The organism is Ornatilinea apprima, from assembly GCF_001306115.1.
GTDB classification, from domain to species: Bacteria; Chloroflexota; Anaerolineae; order Anaerolineales; family Anaerolineaceae; genus Ornatilinea; species Ornatilinea apprima.
The window spans coordinates 38,896-56,871 of record NZ_LGCL01000032.1 but is presented as its reverse complement, the minus strand read 5'-3'; the positions used below and the strand labels follow the sequence as shown (position 1 = coordinate 56,871).

Genomic DNA, 17,976 nt, shown 5'->3' with positions numbered 1-17,976 from the left:
AAGAACCGGATTTGAGCAGTCTCAAACCCGGTTCGAGGGTGCGCATGGTTTAGCGGCGGCTGCGACGGCCAGAGAGTAAAAAGAGGTAATACAAGATGGTTGAAACCGCCTGAACCGCGCCGGCTACATAAGTGAGAGCGGCCGCGTCCAACACGCTGTTGATGCCGGTCATCTCCGATTGGTACAGCACGCCGCTGGTGGAGAGCCAGGCTTTGGCGCGCTTGGTGGCGTCAAATTCTACCGGCAGAGTAATAAAGGCAAAAACAGCGGTAGCGGCGAAGAGAATCAGACCGAAGGTAGCGATCTGCGTGCCCAGGGTGGACTGGATAAACATGCCAATCATGAAGATGATCGGTCCCAGCCAACTGCCGAGCTGCACAGTGGGGACCATGAGCGAGCGGAACTGCAGGAAGAAGTAACCCTGCTTGTGCTGCAAGGCGTGCCCGGCTTCGTGGGCGGCCACTCCGGCGGCAGCGATGCTGTTAGAGCGGTAAACATCGGAGCTGAGGCGCAACGTGCGCGAGGTCGGGTCGTAGTGGTCGCTGAGCATGCCGCGGGTTTCTTCGACGCGCACATTTTGCAGGCCGTTTGAATCGAGCATGGCGCGGGCTACTTCAGCTCCGCTCATGCCGACATTGCTGCGCACACGCGAGTACTTGGAAAAGGCGGAGCGGACTTTGGCCTGCGCCCACATGCCTAAAAGAAGGGCTGGCAGGCTGAAGAGAATGTAAAGACCGTAACCACCAAACATGGGGACCATTTTTGTTTCTCCTAAAGTGCAGTCAATTTCACAATTTAATCCTATTAGACCACAATTTTATGAATTTTTCATCTACGCGGTATTAGCGTTGTACAAGAAATAGATAAGAATCACCAGGAATCCGGTACAATGATAAAAAAATTGGAAAAAGAGGCTATGTGATGACAGAAGCAAAAGGAAAAGTCATTCATTATTCAAAGGTGGAAGGGCAGAGCATGGGCGACGTGGCACCGGGCGCGACCATTCGCTGGCTGATTGATGACGACCACGACGGCGCGCCGACCTACGCGCTGCGGATGATTGAGCTGGCTCCGGGCGGCCATTCGCCGCACCATTCGCACCCTTATGAGCATGAAAATTTTGTGGTGGAGGGAGAAGGCCAGGTGCTGATGGATGGGGTCTGGCACGACCTGAAAGCGGGTGATGTGGTCTTTATGCCGCCGAATGCCGATCACCAGTACCGCAACGCGGGCAGCACTGTCTTCAAATTCTTGTGCGGCATCCCGGTGAAAAAGCTGCTGCCCAAATAAGCAAAACGGGAAGCATTCGTATGGGATTTGCTCAGGTTGGTTTCAGCCTGAGCCTTTTTTTATTGGGCAGGCGGAGTTGATGCGCAGCGCGCGGTGAGGAACGCGCCAATCTGTTCGTAGAGCGCCTGCCGGTCGCCATCGATGGTAACGCAGTGGCTGGAGCCTTGAATAAAGCGCATGTCTTTCTGCGGGCTGCCCAGCAGGGCAAAGAGGGGCAGCAGATTGGCGGGGTGTACATAGCCGTCATCCAGCGAGTGAATGAGCAGGGCCGGGGCGGTTACGCGCGGCAGAGCGGCTTGCATTTCACTCAGCATGAGCAGCAGTTCCACGGCCGAGCGGGTGGGGTTATAGCGGTAGCTGTAATGCTCGCGGCCGGCTTCGGGGTTGAACCAGTGGCCGCCTTTGGGCTTTTTGAGAAAGGGCTTGACGCGGCTGAGCAGGCGCAGCAGGGGCAAAATCTTACGCAGGCGGGGTGAATCGGCCAGGTCGTAGGGGGCCGAGAGGGTCACCAGGGCATCGAAAGGATGGTTGGCGGCAAAGAGCAGGCTCAGCGCGCCGCCCATCGAAACGCCGACAATGGCCATTTGGGCGCAGTGGGGACGCAGAAGCTGGTAGGCGTCTTCCAGCGCGTTATACCAGTCCTGGTAGCGGGTGCGGGGCATGTCTTGAATGGTGAGGGCGTGGCCGGGCAGACGCGGCGCGATGACGGTGAAGCCCTGCTGGTTGAGGTACGCGCCGAGGCGGGACATCTCTTTGGGGGTGCTGGTGAAACCGTGGACGAGGATGACGCCGGTGCTGCCGCCGGGCAGCAGAAAGGGTTGGGTTTGAGGGACAGGGTAGCTGGAGGGCATAATTTCCGCTGATGTTTTCTTTGATTACTTTCCCTTTATTGTACTGGAATACCCGCAATGAGTGCGATGGAAACAAAAAATCCCCTGTCCTGCTGGAAGGAGATTTTGCGCTGATGAGGCGTCCCCGGGGAGACTCGAACTCCCGCTTTCGGCTCCGGAGGCCGACGCTCTATCCACTGAGCTACGGGGACGGGTACTGGCGTGATTTTACCACGAGACGGGCGAATTGGAAAGCGACAGAAGCAATCGAAGGGTGCGTTGATTCACTTTGTGTGGGTAAAAAGGATAAAGCCAGGTTGATGAAATTCCCATTTCCTCAACCTGACCTACAAGATTAGGGCGGTGTTAAAGAGGTTTATTCTTCTTTGAGGTGCAGTTCCACGCGCTCCTGGCGGGCGAGAGAAGGGTCGAGGCCGAGGGCTTTGAGCACTTCTTCGGGGCGGCCGGTGGCGCTTTCGCGGGCGGATAGGCGCATGAGGATGGCGGGCCTTCCATCCGCGCCGGATTCGATGCTGAGGGTTTCAATAAGGGGGCGCAGGTCGTAGTCTTTGCCGCGGCGGTTCATGGGCAGGCTGGGCTGGGCGAGCAGTTCGGCTGCCCGCTGGCGCAGGGCTGCTTCGTCCACTGGGTCGAGAAGCAGGGCACGGTAGGTGGAGGAGGCCACCAGAGTCTGCACGCGGGGCGCCTGCAAGTCGATTGGGTCGGTGCGCAGCAGTTTGAAACCGGAAGGTAAAGCCGGGTTGAGGGCGCAGGCGATGTCTTCCAGGGGAAGGTCTTCTTCCAACCAGGCTTCGAGGATTTCGCACTGGCTGGTGATACCGAGCGGCAAGGGGCAGGCCTGATTAATGCGCGGCTGCGGGTTGAAGCCCTGGCTGTAGGCGAGAGGCAGGCCGGCGCGGCGCAGGGCGCGCTCCCACACGCGGTGCACGTCGAGGTTGGAGGTGTAGCGCAGGTCTTCGGTTTTGGCGTAAGTAAAGCGCACACGGATCATGATTGCACCTCCTCAGCGACAGGGGAAGTAACTTCGGGGCAGCGCCACGAGTCGCCGGGGGTTTCATACCGCAGATTGGCAAAGACGGGCAGAATGCCGCAGGCGAAGCACTGGTCGCGGCAGTCGGGGCGGGTTTTCCCTTCCAGCGACCACTGGTATTCCTGGCGAATATATGACTTTCGCACACCGGGGTCGATATGATCCCAGGGGAAGGTTTCATCAAGGGCGCGCTGGCGGTGGGAATAGAAATCGGGGTCGAGGCCGGCCTGTTGGAAGGCCGCCTGCCAGGTGGCGAAGTTGAAATGCTCGTCCCAGGCGTCAAAGCGCGCGCCGCTGCGCCAGGCCAGCTCTACCACCGCGGACATGCGGCGGTCGCCGCGAGAGAGCCAGGATTCAAAGAGGGTGGTGTTGGGGTCGGTCCAGTTGAGTTTGATGCCCGGCTCGCGCAGCTCGCGGCGCAAAAGGGCCTGCTTGGCGGCGATCTGCTCGGGGCGGTCGGTGGCAACCCACTGGAAAGGGGTGTGCGGTTTGGGCACAAAGGTGCTGACCCCGGCGTTAAGTTTGGCGCGGCGGCCAATCGCTTTGCGGCCTTCAGCAATCACCGCTTTGCATAAGTCGGCAATAGCCTGGACGTCTTCCAGCGTTTCGGAGGGATGCCCGATCATAAAATAAAGCTTGATGGTGGTCCAGCCGCGCGAGTAGATGGCGCGGGCGGTGTCCAGCAGCTGCTGGGAGGCGATGGGCTTGTTGATGATCTCGCGCATGTGGTCGGTGGCGGCCTCGGGGGCCAGGGTAAAGCCGCCGGAACGGGCATCTTTTAGCATTTCCATCAAGTCGATGGAAAAGGATTCGATGCGCAGCGAGGGCAGGGATGTTTTGAGGTGGCGGGCATTGAAGCGCTGGCTGACCTGCTGGACGAGGTCAAAAATTTTCGTGTAGTCAGAAGAGGACAGGGACAGGAGGGCGATTTCTTCAAACCCGGTCTGGTCCACCGCTTTCTGGATGGCATTGACGATGTCTTCCACCGAGCGCTCGCGCACCGGGCGGTTGACCATGCCGGCATGGCAAAAGCGGCAGCCGCGCGTGCAGCCGCGCATAATTTCCACCGAGACGCGGTTATGCACGATATTGATGGAGGGCACCAGCAGGCGGGTGGGCGGCTCGGGGAGTTTGGCTACAATGCGCTTGCGCACGCGCTTGGGCGCAGCGGGGTGAATGGGATTCACCGCGCTGAGGGTGCCGTCGGGGTTGTAAGCCGGCTCGTAAAAAGACGGCACATAGACGCCCCAGATGGATGCCAGGCGGCTGAGCAGTTCGGCGCGGGGGGCGCGGCTGGCCTTCCAGGCCTGGTGAGCGGCGACGATCTCATGGATGATCTCTTCGCCCTCGCCGATGACGAAGGCGTCGATAAAGGGCGCCATTGGCTCGGGGTTGTAGCACGACTGGCCGCCCGCGATCACGATGGGGTGCTCCAGGCCGCGATCAGCGGCGTGCAGGGGAATGCCAGCCAGGTCGAGGGCGTTGAGGGCGTTGGTGTACAGCGACTCGTACGGCAGGGTGATGCCGAGAATATCAAACGCGGCCAGGGGGTGTTTGGTCTCCAGGCTGTAGAGGGGAATGCCAGCGCGGCGCATGGCGGCTTCCATATCAATCCAGGGGACAAAGGCGCGCTCGGCCAGGGTGTCTGCGCGGTTATTGAGTGATTCGTAAAGAATAGCCAGCCCCAGGTTGGGAAAACCAATATCGTAAATATCCGGGAAGAGCAGCGCGACACGCGTTTGAATCGCGTCCCAGTCCTTGACGACCTGATTATACTCTCCGCCAACGTAGCGGCCAGGTTTTTCCACGCTGAGTAAAACGCGTTCAAGCCGGTCTTTAATTTCTTGATTTGATAGCAGCATTCAAAGTCCTTTTACAACGATAAATTCGGGGTAATTTTACCCGATTTTTAAGCCAAACGGCTGCCGGTTTTTCCGGCAGCCGATGATCTTGAAGACGATAAACCGTTAAAGGGTGCCTTTGTACATGCCGCCATCCACGCTGAGCATGACGCCGGTGATGTACGAGGCGGCGGGAGAGAGCAAAAACACGGCCGCGTTGGCAAATTCTTCGGGGGTGGCCATGCGGCCCATTGGGCTGCTGACCGCCTGCAGAGCGATTTCTTCTTCCACGCTGCGCCCGGTGGAGGCGGCACGGGCGTTCATCAGGTCGTACACGCGCTGGGTTTCCGTCCAGGCAGGGAGAATGGAGTTAAAGCGGATGCCTTCCGAGCCCAGTTCGAGTGCCAGGCTTTTGGTCAGCCCCACCGTGGCGGCGCGGACGCTGTTGGAAAGCACCAGGTTGGGGATGGGTTGCTTGACGGAATAGGATGTAATGGTCAGCACGCTGGCGCATTCCGACTGGCGCAGGGCCGGCAAGGCGGCGCGGATGAGGCGCACCTGACTGAGAAAGGAAAGTTCAACGGCCTGGTGCCATTGTTCGTCTGTAAACGATTCAAACTCGCCAGAAGGCGGGCCGCCAGCGTTGCAAACCAGCAGGTCCAGCCTGCCAAAATGCCCCAGAACCTGTTCGACGAGGTGGGCAGGCAGGTCGGGTTGGGTAACATCACCGGGCAGAGCCAGCACTTCGGCGCCGGTCTGCTGGCGGATCTGGTTGGCGGCTGTTTGCAGGGCTTCGGGATTGCGGCTATTAATGGCCACCCGCGCGCCTTCTTCGGCCAATTTGAGGGCAGTAGCATAGCCCAATCCCTTGCTGGAACCGGTGATCAGAGCCACTTTATCTTTCAATTTCAAATCCATGTTGTTCTCCTGTTATGGCTTAAAAAATGTTTATAGGATTTCGATGCGCTCGTCGACAATTTCTACGTCTGGCCAGGCGCGCTGAAAAAAGTGCTGAATTTCTTGAAACACCTGGCGGATAAAGATGGAATCGTTGCTGACGCAGGCAATACCCAAAAGGGCGTCTTTCCAAATATCGTTGTAATCCAGCTCAGAAGTCGAAACATTAAATTCACGGTGAAGCCGGTGCAAAATCGGCTGGATGCGGGCGCGTTTTTCCTTCAGCGAATGGCAGTCCGCGAGATGAATTTGAAGACTCAATAACCCAACCGGCATGGTATTAACCTCTTTTTGTAAAATTAATGTACCCGATCTACCAGCAATGGTCAAATCCTATCGTATAATTATGGTTTGTGAATGATGATAACAAAGAAGCAGAGAGAAAGCTAAAGGCCAATGGAAATTAATCTGGAATACCAGTCGGCGCTGGATTATCTTTACCGGTACGTTGATTATTCATTAAACCGCACATCACAATATGATCCGAGTGTGTTCAACCTGGAGCGGATCACGGAACTGCTGGAGCGATTAGGCAACCCGCACAAAAAATACCGGGTGATCCATGTCGCGGGAACCAAGGGGAAAGGTTCGGTTGCAGCGATGATTGCCAGCGCGCTACAAATGGCAGGATACCGCACTGGCTTTTTTACTTCTCCGCACCTGGTGGAATACACCGAGCGAATCAAGGTTAATGGGGTAGAAATTAGCAAAGATGAGCTGGTGGCGCTGGTCAACGAGATAAAGCCGCAGGTCGAAGCGGTGGAGCGGATTACCACATTTGAGATTACCACGGCGCTAAGTTTTTTGTATTTTGCGCGAAAAAACGTGGACGTGGCCGTGGTGGAAGTGGGCCTGGGCGGGCGACTGGACGCCACGAATGTGGTGCAGCCACTGGTCTCGGTGATCACTTCTCTTTCGATGGATCACATGGCGATTTTGGGCAACAGCCTGGAGAAGATCGCTTTTGAAAAAGCGGGCATTATCAAACCCGGCCGGCCGGTGGTGGTTTCACCGCAGAAACCGGAAGCGCTGGAGACCGTGGCGCGCGCTGCGCAGGAACGCGGTTCCAAGATGGTGCTGGTGGGGCGGGATGTTCGCTTCGCACCGTGGCGCAGCTCGCTGGATGGCCAGACGATGCTGATCTGGCGGGCGGAAGAGCAAGACCGAATGGACGCCTACCTGCAGGAAGATGGCCCGCAAGGCTGGGAGCCGCTGGAGGTGTTCTTGCCGCTGCTTGGTCAGCACCAGGTGCAGAACGCGGCGACAGCCTACGCGGCCCTGCAGGTTGCGCAAGAAGAGGGCCTGGTGCTGACCGAAGCGGATATTCTTAAGGGGTTCGCTTATGTGGTTTGGCCGGCGCGCTTTGAGGTTTTACGCCGAGACCCGCCGGTTGTGATTGATTCAGCCCATAACCGCGATTCCGCCTTGAAACTGCGGCTGGCGATTGATGATTATTTTCCGGGAAAAGACGTAGTTTTGTTGTTTGGCGCATCGGAAGACAAAGATGTGGAAGGGATGTTCATCGAGCTGATGCCGCGTGTCTGTCAGGTAGTGGCTTCCGAGTCGCTGCATCCGCGGGCGATGGAAGCCGAAAGGATCGTGAAGCTGGCGCACCAATTTGGGCGTCCGGCTGTGGTGGTTAAACCGGTGGAAAATGCGTTAGCATACGCGCTTCAACAAGCCGGGGCAGACGCCGCCGTTGTGGTAGCCGGCAGTATGTTTATGGCCGCGGCAGTGCGGGAGCTGTGGTTCGCAAGTTTGGACGTGAAGAAAGAATTCAAAGGTTAATGTATGAGAGCTGATGACTGGTACCAACGACAGGATGCCCCGGATGACTTTTCTGCGCTGCACCAGCGCACCGAAGAGCTGTACCGCATCCCGGACAGTGTAACCGATGAAAAACAAGAATTTGAAGCGGCCGCGGTGATGCTGCGCGATATTGTCGTTTTTCCGCACATGATCTCGCCGATCTTCATCACACCGGGGCCGAATCTGCTGGCGATTCAAGACGCGCAGTATAAATATCGCACGGTAGTGGCTTTGATCCAGCGCGATGAAGATTTAGATGAACCAGGTGAGGAAGATTTTCTTCCGATTGGGGTGGAAATGGCGGTTGGGCGGCTTTTGACCCTGCCCGATGGCAATAATTCCGCGCTGGTGCAAGGCCGGCGGCGGGTAGAAATTCTAGAATTCACCCAATATGAACCGTTTGTCAAAGTCAAAGTCAAGGTCATTGCCGAATCGACGCGGGTGGACCGCACAACCAAGGCGTTGATGCGCACGTCGCGGGATCTGTTTGAGCGCTGCGTGCAGCTTGACCGCAGTTTACCCGAAGAAGCCCATCTGTTTTCGATGAACATCAATGAGCCGGGCTGGCTTTCGGATATGATTTCAACTGCCATTTCACTGCCTTTCAAAGAGCGGCAGCTTTTACTGATGCTGCCCGACCCAGCCGAGCGGCTAAAGCGCATCAATCACATGCTGGCGCAGGAACTGGATGTGCTGGAACTGGAAGATGAAATTCAAACACGGGTGCAGAGCGAGGTTGATCGCAGCCAGCGTGAATACTATCTGCGCGAGCAATTAAAGCAAATCCAGAATGAACTGGGTGAAGGCGATATTTTTACCCGTGAACTCAATGAGCTGCGCGAAAAGATTGAAAACCGCTCGCTGCCCGAAGAGGTTAAACTGGCGGCGGTGAAAGAATTAGACCGGCTGGCGCAAGTTCCGCCGATGGCACCCGAAGTGGGCATCATCCGCACCTATCTGGACTGGATTCTTGACCTGCCGTGGACGGAAGAGACCGAAGACAACCTGGATGTGAAACACGCGGCTGAGGTTTTAGAAAAAAACCATTACGGTCTGCCGCGCGCCAAAGAACGTATTTTGGAATATATTGCCGTGCGCAGCCTGAAACCCAAACGCCTGCGCCAGCCGATTCTTTGTTTCGTCGGCCCCCCTGGCACGGGCAAAACCTCCTTAGGCCGCTCGATTGCCGAGGCGCTGGGACGAAATTTTGTGCGCTTGTCACTGGGCGGCGTGCGTGATGAGGCTGAAATCCGCGGACACCGACGCACCTATATTGGCGCGATGCCAGGCCGGATTCTGCAAACCATGCGACGGGCAGGCTCGATCAACCCGCTCTTCATGCTGGATGAGATCGATAAATTGGGTTCTGATTTTCGCGGTGACCCTTCAGCGGCTTTGTTGGAGGTGCTGGATCCTGAGCAAAACAACGCCTTTTCTGATCATTATCTGGAAGTAGCTTATGACCTCTCGCGGGTGATGTTTATTACCACGGCCAATTCGGTGGGCAGCATTCCACCTGCGCTGCTTGACCGTATGGAAATGATTGAGTTTCCCGGTTACATTGAAGAAGACAAAGTGGAAATTGCCCAGCAGTTTCTCATTCCGCGCCAGTTGGAAGAGAGCGGGCTGCAAGAGAAGGAACTGGTTTTTCAACGCCAGGCGCTCAGCCGGGTGATTCGCGAGTACACCTACGAAGCTGGTGTGCGCAGCCTGGAACGCGAATTGGGGCGGATTTGCCGGAAAGTGGCGCGCAAGAAATCAGAAAGCGCCAGCTACCCAACCCGGATCACATCTGCGTTGGTGGAAAAATTCTTGGGGCCGCCGCAGTTCTTCCAGACGGAAGCGGAAAAAGCGGATGAAGTGGGTGTGGCCACCGCGATGGCCTGGACAGAGAGCGGTGGTGAGATTATGCCCGTGGAAGTGGTAGTGCTGGACGGAAAGGGCAACCTGCAAATCACCGGACAGGTGGGCGAGATTATGCAAGAATCGGCGCAGGCGGCTTTGTCTTACCTGAAGTCACGCTCTGAACAACTGGGAATCAGCCCGGATGTGTATGAAAACCTGGATGTTCACATACACATTCCTGAAGGCGCCATTCCGAAAGATGGGCCGAGCGCTGGCATCACCCTGGCGGCAGCCATGATTTCTGCGTTCACCGGGCGCCGGGTGCGAAAAGAAGTGGGGATGACCGGCGAGATCACCCTGCGCGGGCGGGTTCTGCCGGTGGGCGGGGTGCGCGAGAAGATTCTGGCGGCCTACCGGGCTGGTTTAAGCATCGCCATTTTGCCGGAACGCAACCAGAAAGACCTGGTGGATGTACCCAAGAAAGCGCGGGAAAGTATGTCCATCCGGCTGGTGAGCCACATGGATGAAGTTTTGGATATTGCGCTGCACGCCGATACACCCAAACCGAAACGGGTAAGAGGCAAAACCAAACCGGAGGCTGAATCCACGCCGGACAGCGCTGAGCCTTCTGCGTAATGGAAAACAAACAACCGCCGGAGACAAGCAAAGTTTCCGGCGGTTCTCTCATTGTTCGTTTGGAATGCGGTGTTATTCTGATTCTGGAGGGCGAGACAGCGTGCGAATGCCGTTCCGTACCTGGTTAAGAGAACGGTCCAATTCCATTTCCAATTTGGTGAGCGTATCCAGTACATAGTCATCGGCTTCGCGTTTGGTGTTTTCGATTTCCACCTTGGCCTGAGCGATGATTTGTTCAGCGCGTGCCTGAGCAGCCTGGACGATGGAATCGCGCTCAACAACTGATTCTGATTTTTCGCGTGCAAGCGCTAGGGTGCGATTGGCCTCTTCCTGAGCTTGCGCCAGGATGCGGTCTTTTTGCGCCAGAAGCTGCTGAGCTTTTTTGATCTCTTCTGGGATGGAAACGCGCATTTGATCAATGATATCCAGCATCAGGTCTTCATCCACAATCACGCTGTGGGTGAAGGGAACTGAACGGCTTTCATTAAAGAGCTCTTCAAGCCTATCCACAAGATGAAGTATGTCCATATCGTCCTCCAGACAGAATCGCCCTATATGTTGCAATAATCAGGCCAATTTTGGTTAGTCACGCAGCGAGCTGTGCGGAATATATTCCTTTTCTTGCGACAGCTCTTGATAGCGAAATTTTAACGCCCTTTCCACATGCGGAGGAACCATGCTGCTTACGTCTCCCCCGAGGGCGGCAATTTCTCTAACGGTCGACGAGGAGAGAAAAGAGTGTTGCTCACTGGTGATGAGCGCAACCACTTCAATCTCCGGTGCCAGGCGGTGGTTTGCCAGTGCCATGCGGAATTCATATTCAAAATCAGAAAAAACGCGCAGCCCGCGTACAATTACCTGTGCGTTTATTTTACGGCAAAAGTCCACTGTTAATCCAGAATATCCCACCACGTTGATTTTTGAGTTGGATTCAAAGGCAAGGCGAGCCATTTGCAAGCGTTCTTCGGGAGTAAAAACCAGATTTTTCAGCGGTTTATCGTATACGGCCACGACAACCTCGTCAAACATTTTGGAGGCGCGATAGGCGATATCGATATGGCCGTAGTGGATCGGATCAAAGGTGGCCGGGAATACAGCTTTCACCATCAGCTCTGGTCTCCTTTGCCGCTTTTCCAGAAGGCCTGCAGACGGCGGGACAATTCCAGGTTTTCGGGGTTTTGAAGCTCTGGGTCGCGTTCAAAGAGCTGATGGGCCAACCCGCGGGCTTTTTCGATGAGATGGACGTCACTGAGGCTGGCCATTTTGAGTTCTGAGAATCCCGATTGGCGGGTTCCGAGGAACTGGCCTGGCCCGCGCTGTTCCAGGTCTTTTTCGGCAAGGACAAAGCCGTCATTGGTCTGGGTCATCACCATCAGCCGCTCATTTTCAACGGCATCTTCTTTTTCGGGAACGAGGATGCAATAAGCTGCGTCGCCACCGCGCCCAACCCGGCCTCTAAATTGGTGCAGCTGTGCCAGGCCAAAGCGGTTGGCGCCTTCAATGAGGATGACGGTGGCATTGGGTATATCGACGCCCACCTCAACCACGGAGGTGGAGACGAGAATATCGAATACTTTCTGCTGGAATTTGCGCATGACGGCATCTTTTTCATCGGGCTTCATGCGGCCGTGCAGCAAACCAAGCTTGAGGTGTGGAAATACGGAGGTTTGCAAACGTTCATATTCCTGCACGGCGGCTTTCTTCTCCAAGTCGGGGTCGGGCTGGTCGTCGTCAGGCTGCTCTACCAGGGGGCAGATGATGAAAGCCTGATGACCACTGGTGATTTGTGATTGAATGAGCGAGTAGGCTCGCTCTCGCTCGCGCGGGCTTAGGACATGCGTGTTGACGGGCTGGCGGCCTTGGGGCATCTCGTCCATGATCGATAGGTCCAGATCTCCGTAGACGGTCAAGGCCATTGAGCGGGGAATGGGAGTGGCGGTCATTACCAACAGGTGCGGGTTTTGACCTTTGGCGCGCAAGCGCGCGCGCTGGTTGACGCCAAAGCGGTGCTGCTCGTCAATGACGGCCAGTTGCAATTGATTGAATTCCACACCGTCTTCAATCAGTGCGTGGGTGCCGATGAGCAGCTTAATCTCTCCACTGCTCAAACCGGCGCGGATCTCCTGGCGTTCCGATTCGGGGGTGTCGCCAACGAGAAGGCGGATTTCTTCCGGCCGCAGCGGAGGTTGTTCGTCTTCGGCGATGGGTTGAGTCAGCAGGCGGGTGAGGTTGCGGTAATGCTGATCTGCCAGGATACTGGTGGGGGCCATGATGGCGGACTGAGCGTTATTCTGGGCGATAACCAGCACAGCCAGCGCGGCTATGATGGTCTTCCCGGAGCCCACATCGCCTTGCAGCAAGCGGTTCATCGGGGAGCCAGAGGCCAGGTCGGCGCGGATTTCATCGAGGACACGGCGTTGCGCTCCGGTGAGGGGAAAGGGCAGGCGTTGAATCTGCTGCGCAAGGTAGTCATCGGTTATGGAGTACGATGCTGCCGAAGCCGCTTTCCAGCTTCGTTTTTGGCTTAATACGCCCAATTGAATATAGAAAATTTCTTCAAAGGCAAAGCGGCGGCGCGCTTGCTTCAACAGATCTTCGTTATCGGGGTAGTGAACCTGCTGCAGCGCCCGGCGTAAATCGGGAATCCCGGCTTCTTTGCGAATAAAACTCGGAAGCGGATCGGCAACCAGCGGAGCGTAGCGCTCGACGACTCTGGAGACGTGCGAGCGGATGTCTTTTTGGGTAATGCCTTCGACCAAGGGATACACTGGGACGATTCGGTTGGTGTGCAGGTGCTGCTGATCAATCAATTCAATGTCCGGGTGATTCATCACCAGGCGGCCGAGATAGGTGTCAATTTTGCCAGATAAAACCAATTGATCACCAGTTTTGTAGCGAGCAGCCGCATAAGGGTTGTTGAAAAAGTTGACTCTTAAGAACGATGTAGTGTCGCTGACGATCAATTCGGTGATGGTTTTTCCACCGCGGGAGGTGCGGGTGGATTCGCTCATGACCGTGCCGATGACGGTTACTTTTTCACCATATTCCAGACGGTTAATCGGTTTTAATTTGCTGTAATCATCATATCGACGCGGGAAGAAGTAGAGCAGGTCACCAATGGTTTCCAGGCCCAGTTTCTTTAGTTGTGCGTATTTTTTCGAGCCAATGCCGCTAAGAACGGTCAGCGGCGCAGAGAGTTCCACCATTTTAGCCGGTTGGGATGGCGTTTCAGCAGGCGCAGGGCGTGGTTGGCTGCCGGTTGGTTCTGGCGGGCGCGTGGCGCGTTGGGTAGGCTGTTCCACACCAGTGGCGCTGGTGGGTCGGGAGGCTGGAGCGGATTCTGCAGCGGCGGGGCCTGCCTGTGCCCCCTCAGAAAGAGTGGAAATGATTTCCGCGATGGCTACTTTGCGCTGTTCCAGGTTGTAAGAATCATAAGCGGCCAGTATCGCGGTGATGTTTTCCACCAGAGCGGAGTCAATTTTTTGACTCTTAGCTTCCTGGTCCCATAAAGGGGCAATGTAATTCAGGCCGCCGAACACAGAGCGGTTATCGTAACCGCGGTCAATTTCCAGTTTAGCAAATTTGAGTAATTTTTCGATTGATGAAACCATAAAACAATTTTACCCTAATCTAGGATTCATAGAACAAAACTAGTTGCGCAGCATTAAATAGACAAGGCGCCGCCAAACCAGCATTCCGGGCAGCGCCTGGTATCCAAAGAGGTTAGATGGATGCCTGCTGGCTTTCCACCAGGAAAAGCGATGTTGTGCGCGGCCCAAAGAGAGACGCGCAGGGCAGGTTAATGCTGTGCTCACTAAAAACTGCGCCGCCAAAATTTTCATGCACAAATTCGCGCAACAACCGGGTATCTTGCGGGTTGGGAGGCGCGCTTTGCAGGAAGGCAATATTCTCGAGGTCATCGAACTCTTCAATGAACTCTTGATAATAAATAATGGCGTGGCGGTGGTTGCGAACTTTATCAACAGGAACCAGGTTGCCATCTTCAAGCGAGTAAATCGGAAAGATGCTGAGCATCTCGCCCACAGAGGCCTGTGCATGGTCAAGAAAGTGATTGCTGGCCAAGTAAGACAACCCTGGCGCGCAGATCACGGCGTAAGATCGCTGGATCAAATCTCTGGCGATGCGCTCAACCTCGATGCCGTTCGCGCCTTGTTGAATGGCTTTGGCGGCGGATTGAACTATCAATCCCAGACCGATGGCGAATGATCCTGAGTCGATGATCTGAATGACGGGCGCGCCATGAAACCCCGAAGCCGCTTCGCGGGCATTGTCTACGCTGTTGGTCAGGTGACTGCTGGCCAGGATGCACACAATGACATTGAAAGATTGCCCGAGCTGCTGAAAAAATTGCCGGTAACTTTCAACGGAAGGGCCTTCGAGGCGTGGATGAAAATCTTCTCCCGCGGTTTTTGGCAGATCGCGCGCGGAAGATATTTTTTGGCTTTTCCCTTCCAGGTGGACTTGATTGGGAAGGATAAACGTGAATGAACTTCCCGGGTATTGGGGAGTGAGAAATTGAGCTGAATCGTCAGTTACAATGCAAATTGAATTCATAAATTATTCAACGGCGATGATGAATTGGTAGTGTGGTTGGTTGCCGGCGTGAATTTCCAGTTCGTGTGAGGGGTAAGTTTTGCGGATGACATCAGCAATACTGTTGACTTCGTTTTTTGAGATGTCTTTACCGTAAAAGAGGGTGATGCGCTCGCGGTCTTCTGTTTCCGCGGCGGTGAGGAAGCCGAGGCAGGCTTCTTCGAGGGAGCGTGTGGATTGAATGAGCTTGCCATTATGCAAGGCAATCACTTCGCCTTCGTCAACCTGAATTCCGTTGATCTCCACGCTGCGGGTGGCCGTTGTGATTTCGCCGGTTTCCACATCGGTGAGGGCCGCGGTCATTTCTGCTACCACATTGTCTAAATCACCGTCGGGCATGAGGCGCAGCATGGCGGATAGGCCTTGCGGCACGGTTTTACTGGGTATGACTGCCACTTTTTTTACAGTGAGATCAGTGGTGGCCTGAGCAGCCATGACAATATTTTTATTGTTTGGCAAGATGACGATTTTATCGGTAGGCAGATTCTCAAAGGCGTTCAATATCTCTTTGGTGCTGGGGTTCATAGTTTGCCCGCCTTCTACGATGGCGGCCACACCCAAGCTGGCAAAAATGCGCGAAATACCCGATCCGGGAGAGACAGCCACCACTGCGATTTGACCGGGTTCCACCGGAGCAAGGGTTAGGTGTGATTCAGTCTCTTCGGGGGATTCCATCTGGGCAATCAAGTTTTCTATAGCCACTTTGGTTACTGTGCCGAGAGTCATAGCGTAATCGATGGGTTTGTAGCGGTTTTCGGTGGGGACATGAATGTGCATGCGGTACATTCCATCGCCTTCACCAACCTGAATAGATGTGCCCATTTCGGATAATGCGTCGTAGAATGATTCCAAATCAAGCGGTTGTGAAGGGCGAAGATCGAGAACAACTTCAAAGTCCTGGCCGGGTTCCACTGTTTCCATCGCGTGGTCCAACTCCATTGCCGCAAGCGGCTGAACGGTTGTGAGGGCTGTTTCGAGCGGCAGCCCCTGAATCTTTCGCAACATACCTTCCAAGATAAAGAAAAGACCTTTTCCACCTGAATCGACCACGCCGGCTTGTTTGAGGATGGGGAGCAGATCAGGCGTGCGCTTGACCGAAACGTCTGCCGCTTCAACCACCAGCTCCAGCAGCTCAGAAAGGCAGGTAACGCTTTCTTTGACACCCTCAGCCGCGTCGGCGATGTCGCTGGCCACAGTTAGAATGGTGCCTTCCACCGGACGGACAACGCCTTTGTAAGCGGTGTTGCGTGATTCGCGAAACGCGGCGATGAGCTTCAGGACGTCCATACGGTCATAGTTATCCAATGCGCGCGCGAAACCGCGCCAGAGCTGTGAAAGGATCACACCTGAATTTCCCCGCGCGCCAATCAACGCTCCCTGGGCGACGGCGTGAGCCATTTTGCCAACATTGCGCTCGCCCGAATCTTTGATTTCGTCGTAGGCGGCTTGCATGGTCAGCAGCATATTGGTGCCGGTGTCGCCATCGGGAACGGGGAATACATTCAAAGCATTGACGGTTTGCTGGTTGGTCTTCAGCCAGGTAAGGGCTGCTTCGACCAGAATTTTTAATTCCTGTCCGTCGATCGTGGATTCTTCAGAATTTTTTCCACCAGCAACCGGCGGAAATTGCGGATTAATGCTCATAACGCTCCTAAATAAAAAAGAGATACAATAAGAAAAAATTAATCGGGGTTGCTGATGCGCAAACCACGCACATGAACATTGACTTGTAATACCGGAAGGCCCGTGGCTTTTTCTACCTGGTAGCGCACACTATCGCCAACGCTGGAAGCCACTGATTTGATGCGGGTGCCGTATTCGATGATGATGTATAAATCAATTTTGATTTCAGACCCGGTGAAGTTGACTTCGACACCCGCTAGCGGGTCCTTTACAATCGCCTGGGTAATGCCTTCGGCAAAATTCTTGGCTGCCAGGCCAACAACGCCATACGATTCGAGAGCGGATTGGCAGGCAATCGTCGCAATTGCCCGGTGAGAAATATAGATGTTTCCAAGGGGATTGTTTGCGTCTGTCATAATCAAGCCCTTTTTGCTTTCTTTAGATATGGTTAAAACCGTTCTTCTTGATGATCGTTTCGCATTATGGTAAAATCAGTTCCTGGTTAGAGCAATCTCCGGTTTGTTCTCCGGTTTAATCGGCACTTATTGTACGAAAGGATTATGAAATGGCAAAGTGCGAAGTTTGTGGAAAAGCGACAACTTTTGGCCACAATCGAAGCTTTTCGATGCGAGCCACCAACCGTACTTTTCGCCCTAATCTCCAGCGGGTGACCGTTGTTGAGAACGGCCGGAAAGTCAAGAAGGTGTTGTGCGCGAAATGCATCCGAACGATGGCAAAAACCGCGTAATACCGACCAAACCATCCTTTGAAAGTCGCGGCGCAAGCCGTGATTTTCGTTTAAACAACTGATCATCAGCGAACCGCGTTGCGCAAAGAGGCGATGCCCGCCGCGATACCCTGGGGGTGTTTGAAGATGGCTGTGGCAGCCACAAAGCTGCGCGCGCCAGCATCGTATGCCGCGCAAATGGTTTCGCTGGTAATTCCACCATCCACCTGGATGATAGCGGAAGAGTTAATTTGTTTCAACATGCTGTCAACCTGGGCAATTTTGCGAGCCATTTCTGGCATGAATTTCTGTCCGGAGAAGCCCGGGTTAACGCTCATCACCAAGACCAGGTCAACCATATCCAGCACCGATTCGAGCACAGCGGCGGGCGTGCCTGGGTTAATCACGATTCCCGGGTGGCAGCCCAGGGCGCGGATTTCTTGCAGGGTGCGGTGGATGTTAGGGTTGCCCTCGTAGTGAACGCTGATCCAATCCGCGCCGGCTTTGGCGAAGGATTGAATGTGGCGCTCGGGCTGTTGGATCATCAGGTGGACATCGAGGGGAAGATCGGTGATGCGATTGCAAGTTTCAACAATGAAAGGACCCATTGAAATATTGGGCACAAACTGCCCGTCCATTACGTCAATGTGCACCCAATCCAGATCGGTGGCCGATGCTGCGCGCAGCTCTTCGCCGAGCCTGGCGAAGTCAGCTGAGAGAATGGAAGCGGATAAGATAATGTTGTTCATGATA

General features: G+C 55.1%; 17 protein-coding genes and 1 tRNA gene. 4 read left to right on the top strand and 14 right to left on the bottom strand.

The features are described from left to right. Nucleotides 1–49: 49 nt before the first annotated feature. On the bottom strand, nucleotides 50–760 hold the full coding sequence (locus ADN00_RS13985) for a zinc metallopeptidase (protein WP_201781198.1): 711 nt from the start codon (nucleotides 758–760) through the stop codon (nucleotides 50–52). 161 nt (nucleotides 761–921) lie between these two features. On the opposite strand from ADN00_RS13985, the gene ADN00_RS13980 reads away from it, so the two are divergent. After that, nucleotides 922–1,290 carry a cupin domain-containing protein gene (locus ADN00_RS13980; protein ID WP_075063613.1) on the top strand — a complete coding sequence of 123 codons (369 nt, stop codon included), beginning with the start codon at nucleotides 922–924 and terminating at the stop codon, nucleotides 1,288–1,290. 59 nt (nucleotides 1,291–1,349) lie between these two features. Here the strand turns inward: ADN00_RS13980 and ADN00_RS13975 are convergent, their stop codons facing one another. From ADN00_RS13975 to ADN00_RS13950, 6 genes are all read right to left on the bottom strand, one after another. Beyond that, nucleotides 1,350–2,141 (bottom strand): alpha/beta hydrolase, encoded by a 792-nt coding sequence (locus ADN00_RS13975; protein ID WP_075063612.1) that lies wholly within the window; start codon nucleotides 2,139–2,141, stop codon nucleotides 1,350–1,352. Nucleotides 2,142–2,260: 119 nt separating this feature from the next. Continuing rightward, a tRNA-Arg gene (locus ADN00_RS13970) sits at nucleotides 2,261–2,332 on the bottom strand. A 164-nt stretch (nucleotides 2,333–2,496) separates the two neighbouring features. Further along, nucleotides 2,497–3,132 (bottom strand): TIGR03936 family radical SAM-associated protein, encoded by a 636-nt coding sequence (locus ADN00_RS13965; RefSeq protein WP_075063611.1) that lies wholly within the window; start codon nucleotides 3,130–3,132, stop codon nucleotides 2,497–2,499. Continuing rightward, entirely contained in the window at nucleotides 3,129–5,033 is a 1,905-nt protein-coding gene (locus tag ADN00_RS13960; RefSeq protein ID WP_075063610.1) for a TIGR03960 family B12-binding radical SAM protein, read from the bottom strand. Before ADN00_RS13960 ends, ADN00_RS13965 begins: the two co-directional genes overlap by 4 nt. Nucleotides 5,034–5,138: 105 nt before the next feature. Next, complete coding sequence (locus ADN00_RS13955; RefSeq protein WP_075063609.1) at nucleotides 5,139–5,930, bottom strand: SDR family oxidoreductase; 792 nt, start codon at nucleotides 5,928–5,930, stop codon at nucleotides 5,139–5,141. A 30-nt stretch (nucleotides 5,931–5,960) separates the two neighbouring features. Next, a complete protein-coding gene (locus ADN00_RS13950) occupies nucleotides 5,961–6,245 on the bottom strand; it encodes a DUF503 domain-containing protein (protein WP_075063608.1) in 285 nt (94 codons plus the stop codon). A 120-nt stretch (nucleotides 6,246–6,365) separates the two neighbouring features. Here ADN00_RS13950 and ADN00_RS13945 point away from each other — a divergent pair, with 120 nt between their 5' ends. Both ADN00_RS13945 and lon read left to right on the top strand, forming a co-directional pair. Then, on the top strand, nucleotides 6,366–7,757 hold the full coding sequence (locus ADN00_RS13945) for a bifunctional folylpolyglutamate synthase/dihydrofolate synthase (protein WP_082390146.1): 1,392 nt from the start codon (nucleotides 6,366–6,368) through the stop codon (nucleotides 7,755–7,757). 3 nt (nucleotides 7,758–7,760) lie between these two features. Continuing rightward, nucleotides 7,761–10,259 (top strand): endopeptidase La, encoded by a 2,499-nt coding sequence (lon, locus tag ADN00_RS13940; protein WP_075063607.1) that lies wholly within the window; start codon nucleotides 7,761–7,763, stop codon nucleotides 10,257–10,259. Nucleotides 10,260–10,331: 72 nt separating this feature from the next. Here the strand turns inward: lon and ADN00_RS13935 are convergent, their stop codons facing one another. The 6 genes from ADN00_RS13935 to ADN00_RS13910 form a co-directional block, all read right to left on the bottom strand. Beyond that, the gene (locus tag ADN00_RS13935) at nucleotides 10,332–10,787 is read right to left on the bottom strand and encodes an ATP synthase F0 subunit B (protein ID WP_075063606.1); all 456 of its coding nucleotides are present in this window, start codon (nucleotides 10,785–10,787) and stop codon (nucleotides 10,332–10,334) included. 54 nt (nucleotides 10,788–10,841) lie between these two features. Then, nucleotides 10,842–11,366: a pantetheine-phosphate adenylyltransferase gene (coaD, locus tag ADN00_RS13930; RefSeq protein ID WP_075063605.1), complete on the bottom strand. Its 525-nt coding sequence runs from the start codon at nucleotides 11,364–11,366 to the stop codon at nucleotides 10,842–10,844. Next, complete coding sequence (gene recG, locus ADN00_RS13925; protein WP_075063604.1) at nucleotides 11,366–13,870, bottom strand: ATP-dependent DNA helicase RecG; 2,505 nt, start codon at nucleotides 13,868–13,870, stop codon at nucleotides 11,366–11,368. Before recG ends, coaD begins: the two co-directional genes overlap by 1 nt. A gap of 112 nt (nucleotides 13,871–13,982) precedes the next feature. Further along, nucleotides 13,983–14,834: a DegV family protein gene (locus ADN00_RS13920; RefSeq protein ID WP_075063603.1), complete on the bottom strand. Its 852-nt coding sequence runs from the start codon at nucleotides 14,832–14,834 to the stop codon at nucleotides 13,983–13,985. A gap of 3 nt (nucleotides 14,835–14,837) precedes the next feature. After that, on the bottom strand, nucleotides 14,838–16,517 hold the full coding sequence (locus ADN00_RS13915; RefSeq protein ID WP_075063602.1) for a DAK2 domain-containing protein: 1,680 nt from the start codon (nucleotides 16,515–16,517) through the stop codon (nucleotides 14,838–14,840). A gap of 38 nt (nucleotides 16,518–16,555) precedes the next feature. Continuing rightward, a complete protein-coding gene (locus ADN00_RS13910; RefSeq protein ID WP_075063601.1) occupies nucleotides 16,556–16,912 on the bottom strand; it encodes an Asp23/Gls24 family envelope stress response protein in 357 nt (118 codons plus the stop codon). A 149-nt stretch (nucleotides 16,913–17,061) separates the two neighbouring features. Between ADN00_RS13910 and rpmB the strand changes: the two genes are divergently transcribed. Continuing rightward, entirely contained in the window at nucleotides 17,062–17,244 is a 183-nt protein-coding gene (rpmB, locus tag ADN00_RS13905; protein ID WP_075063600.1) for a 50S ribosomal protein L28, read from the top strand. A gap of 65 nt (nucleotides 17,245–17,309) precedes the next feature. Here the strand turns inward: rpmB and rpe are convergent, their stop codons facing one another. Next, nucleotides 17,310–17,972, bottom strand: a complete 663-nt coding sequence (gene rpe / locus ADN00_RS13900; protein ID WP_075063599.1) for a ribulose-phosphate 3-epimerase — start codon at nucleotides 17,970–17,972, stop codon at nucleotides 17,310–17,312. Nucleotides 17,973–17,976 lie beyond the last annotated feature (4 nt).

Bases quoted from the DNA above. Each gene is read 5' to 3' on its own strand.
- ADN00_RS13985 (WP_201781198.1), bottom strand. From the start codon at position 760: ATGGTCCCCATGTTTGGTGGTTACGGTCTTTACATTCTCTTCAGCCTG.
- ADN00_RS13980 (WP_075063613.1), top strand. From the start codon at position 922: ATGACAGAAGCAAAAGGAAAAGTCATTCATTATTCAAAGGTGGAAGGG.
- ADN00_RS13975 (WP_075063612.1), bottom strand. From the start codon at position 2,141: ATGCCCTCCAGCTACCCTGTCCCTCAAACCCAACCCTTTCTGCTGCCC.
- ADN00_RS13965 (WP_075063611.1), bottom strand. From the start codon at position 3,132: ATGATCCGTGTGCGCTTTACTTACGCCAAAACCGAAGACCTGCGCTAC.
- ADN00_RS13960 (WP_075063610.1), bottom strand. From the start codon at position 5,033: ATGCTGCTATCAAATCAAGAAATTAAAGACCGGCTTGAACGCGTTTTA.
- ADN00_RS13955 (WP_075063609.1), bottom strand. From the start codon at position 5,930: ATGGATTTGAAATTGAAAGATAAAGTGGCTCTGATCACCGGTTCCAGC.
- ADN00_RS13950 (WP_075063608.1), bottom strand. From the start codon at position 6,245: ATGCCGGTTGGGTTATTGAGTCTTCAAATTCATCTCGCGGACTGCCAT.
- ADN00_RS13945 (WP_082390146.1), top strand. From the start codon at position 6,366: ATGGAAATTAATCTGGAATACCAGTCGGCGCTGGATTATCTTTACCGG.
- lon (WP_075063607.1), top strand. From the start codon at position 7,761: ATGAGAGCTGATGACTGGTACCAACGACAGGATGCCCCGGATGACTTT.
- ADN00_RS13935 (WP_075063606.1), bottom strand. From the start codon at position 10,787: ATGGACATACTTCATCTTGTGGATAGGCTTGAAGAGCTCTTTAATGAA.
- coaD (WP_075063605.1), bottom strand. From the start codon at position 11,366: ATGGTGAAAGCTGTATTCCCGGCCACCTTTGATCCGATCCACTACGGC.
- recG (WP_075063604.1), bottom strand. From the start codon at position 13,870: ATGGTTTCATCAATCGAAAAATTACTCAAATTTGCTAAACTGGAAATT.
- ADN00_RS13920 (WP_075063603.1), bottom strand. From the start codon at position 14,834: ATGAATTCAATTTGCATTGTAACTGACGATTCAGCTCAATTTCTCACT.
- ADN00_RS13915 (WP_075063602.1), bottom strand. From the start codon at position 16,517: ATGAGCATTAATCCGCAATTTCCGCCGGTTGCTGGTGGAAAAAATTCT.
- ADN00_RS13910 (WP_075063601.1), bottom strand. From the start codon at position 16,912: ATGACAGACGCAAACAATCCCCTTGGAAACATCTATATTTCTCACCGG.
- rpmB (WP_075063600.1), top strand. From the start codon at position 17,062: ATGGCAAAGTGCGAAGTTTGTGGAAAAGCGACAACTTTTGGCCACAAT.
- rpe (WP_075063599.1), bottom strand. From the start codon at position 17,972: ATGAACAACATTATCTTATCCGCTTCCATTCTCTCAGCTGACTTCGCC.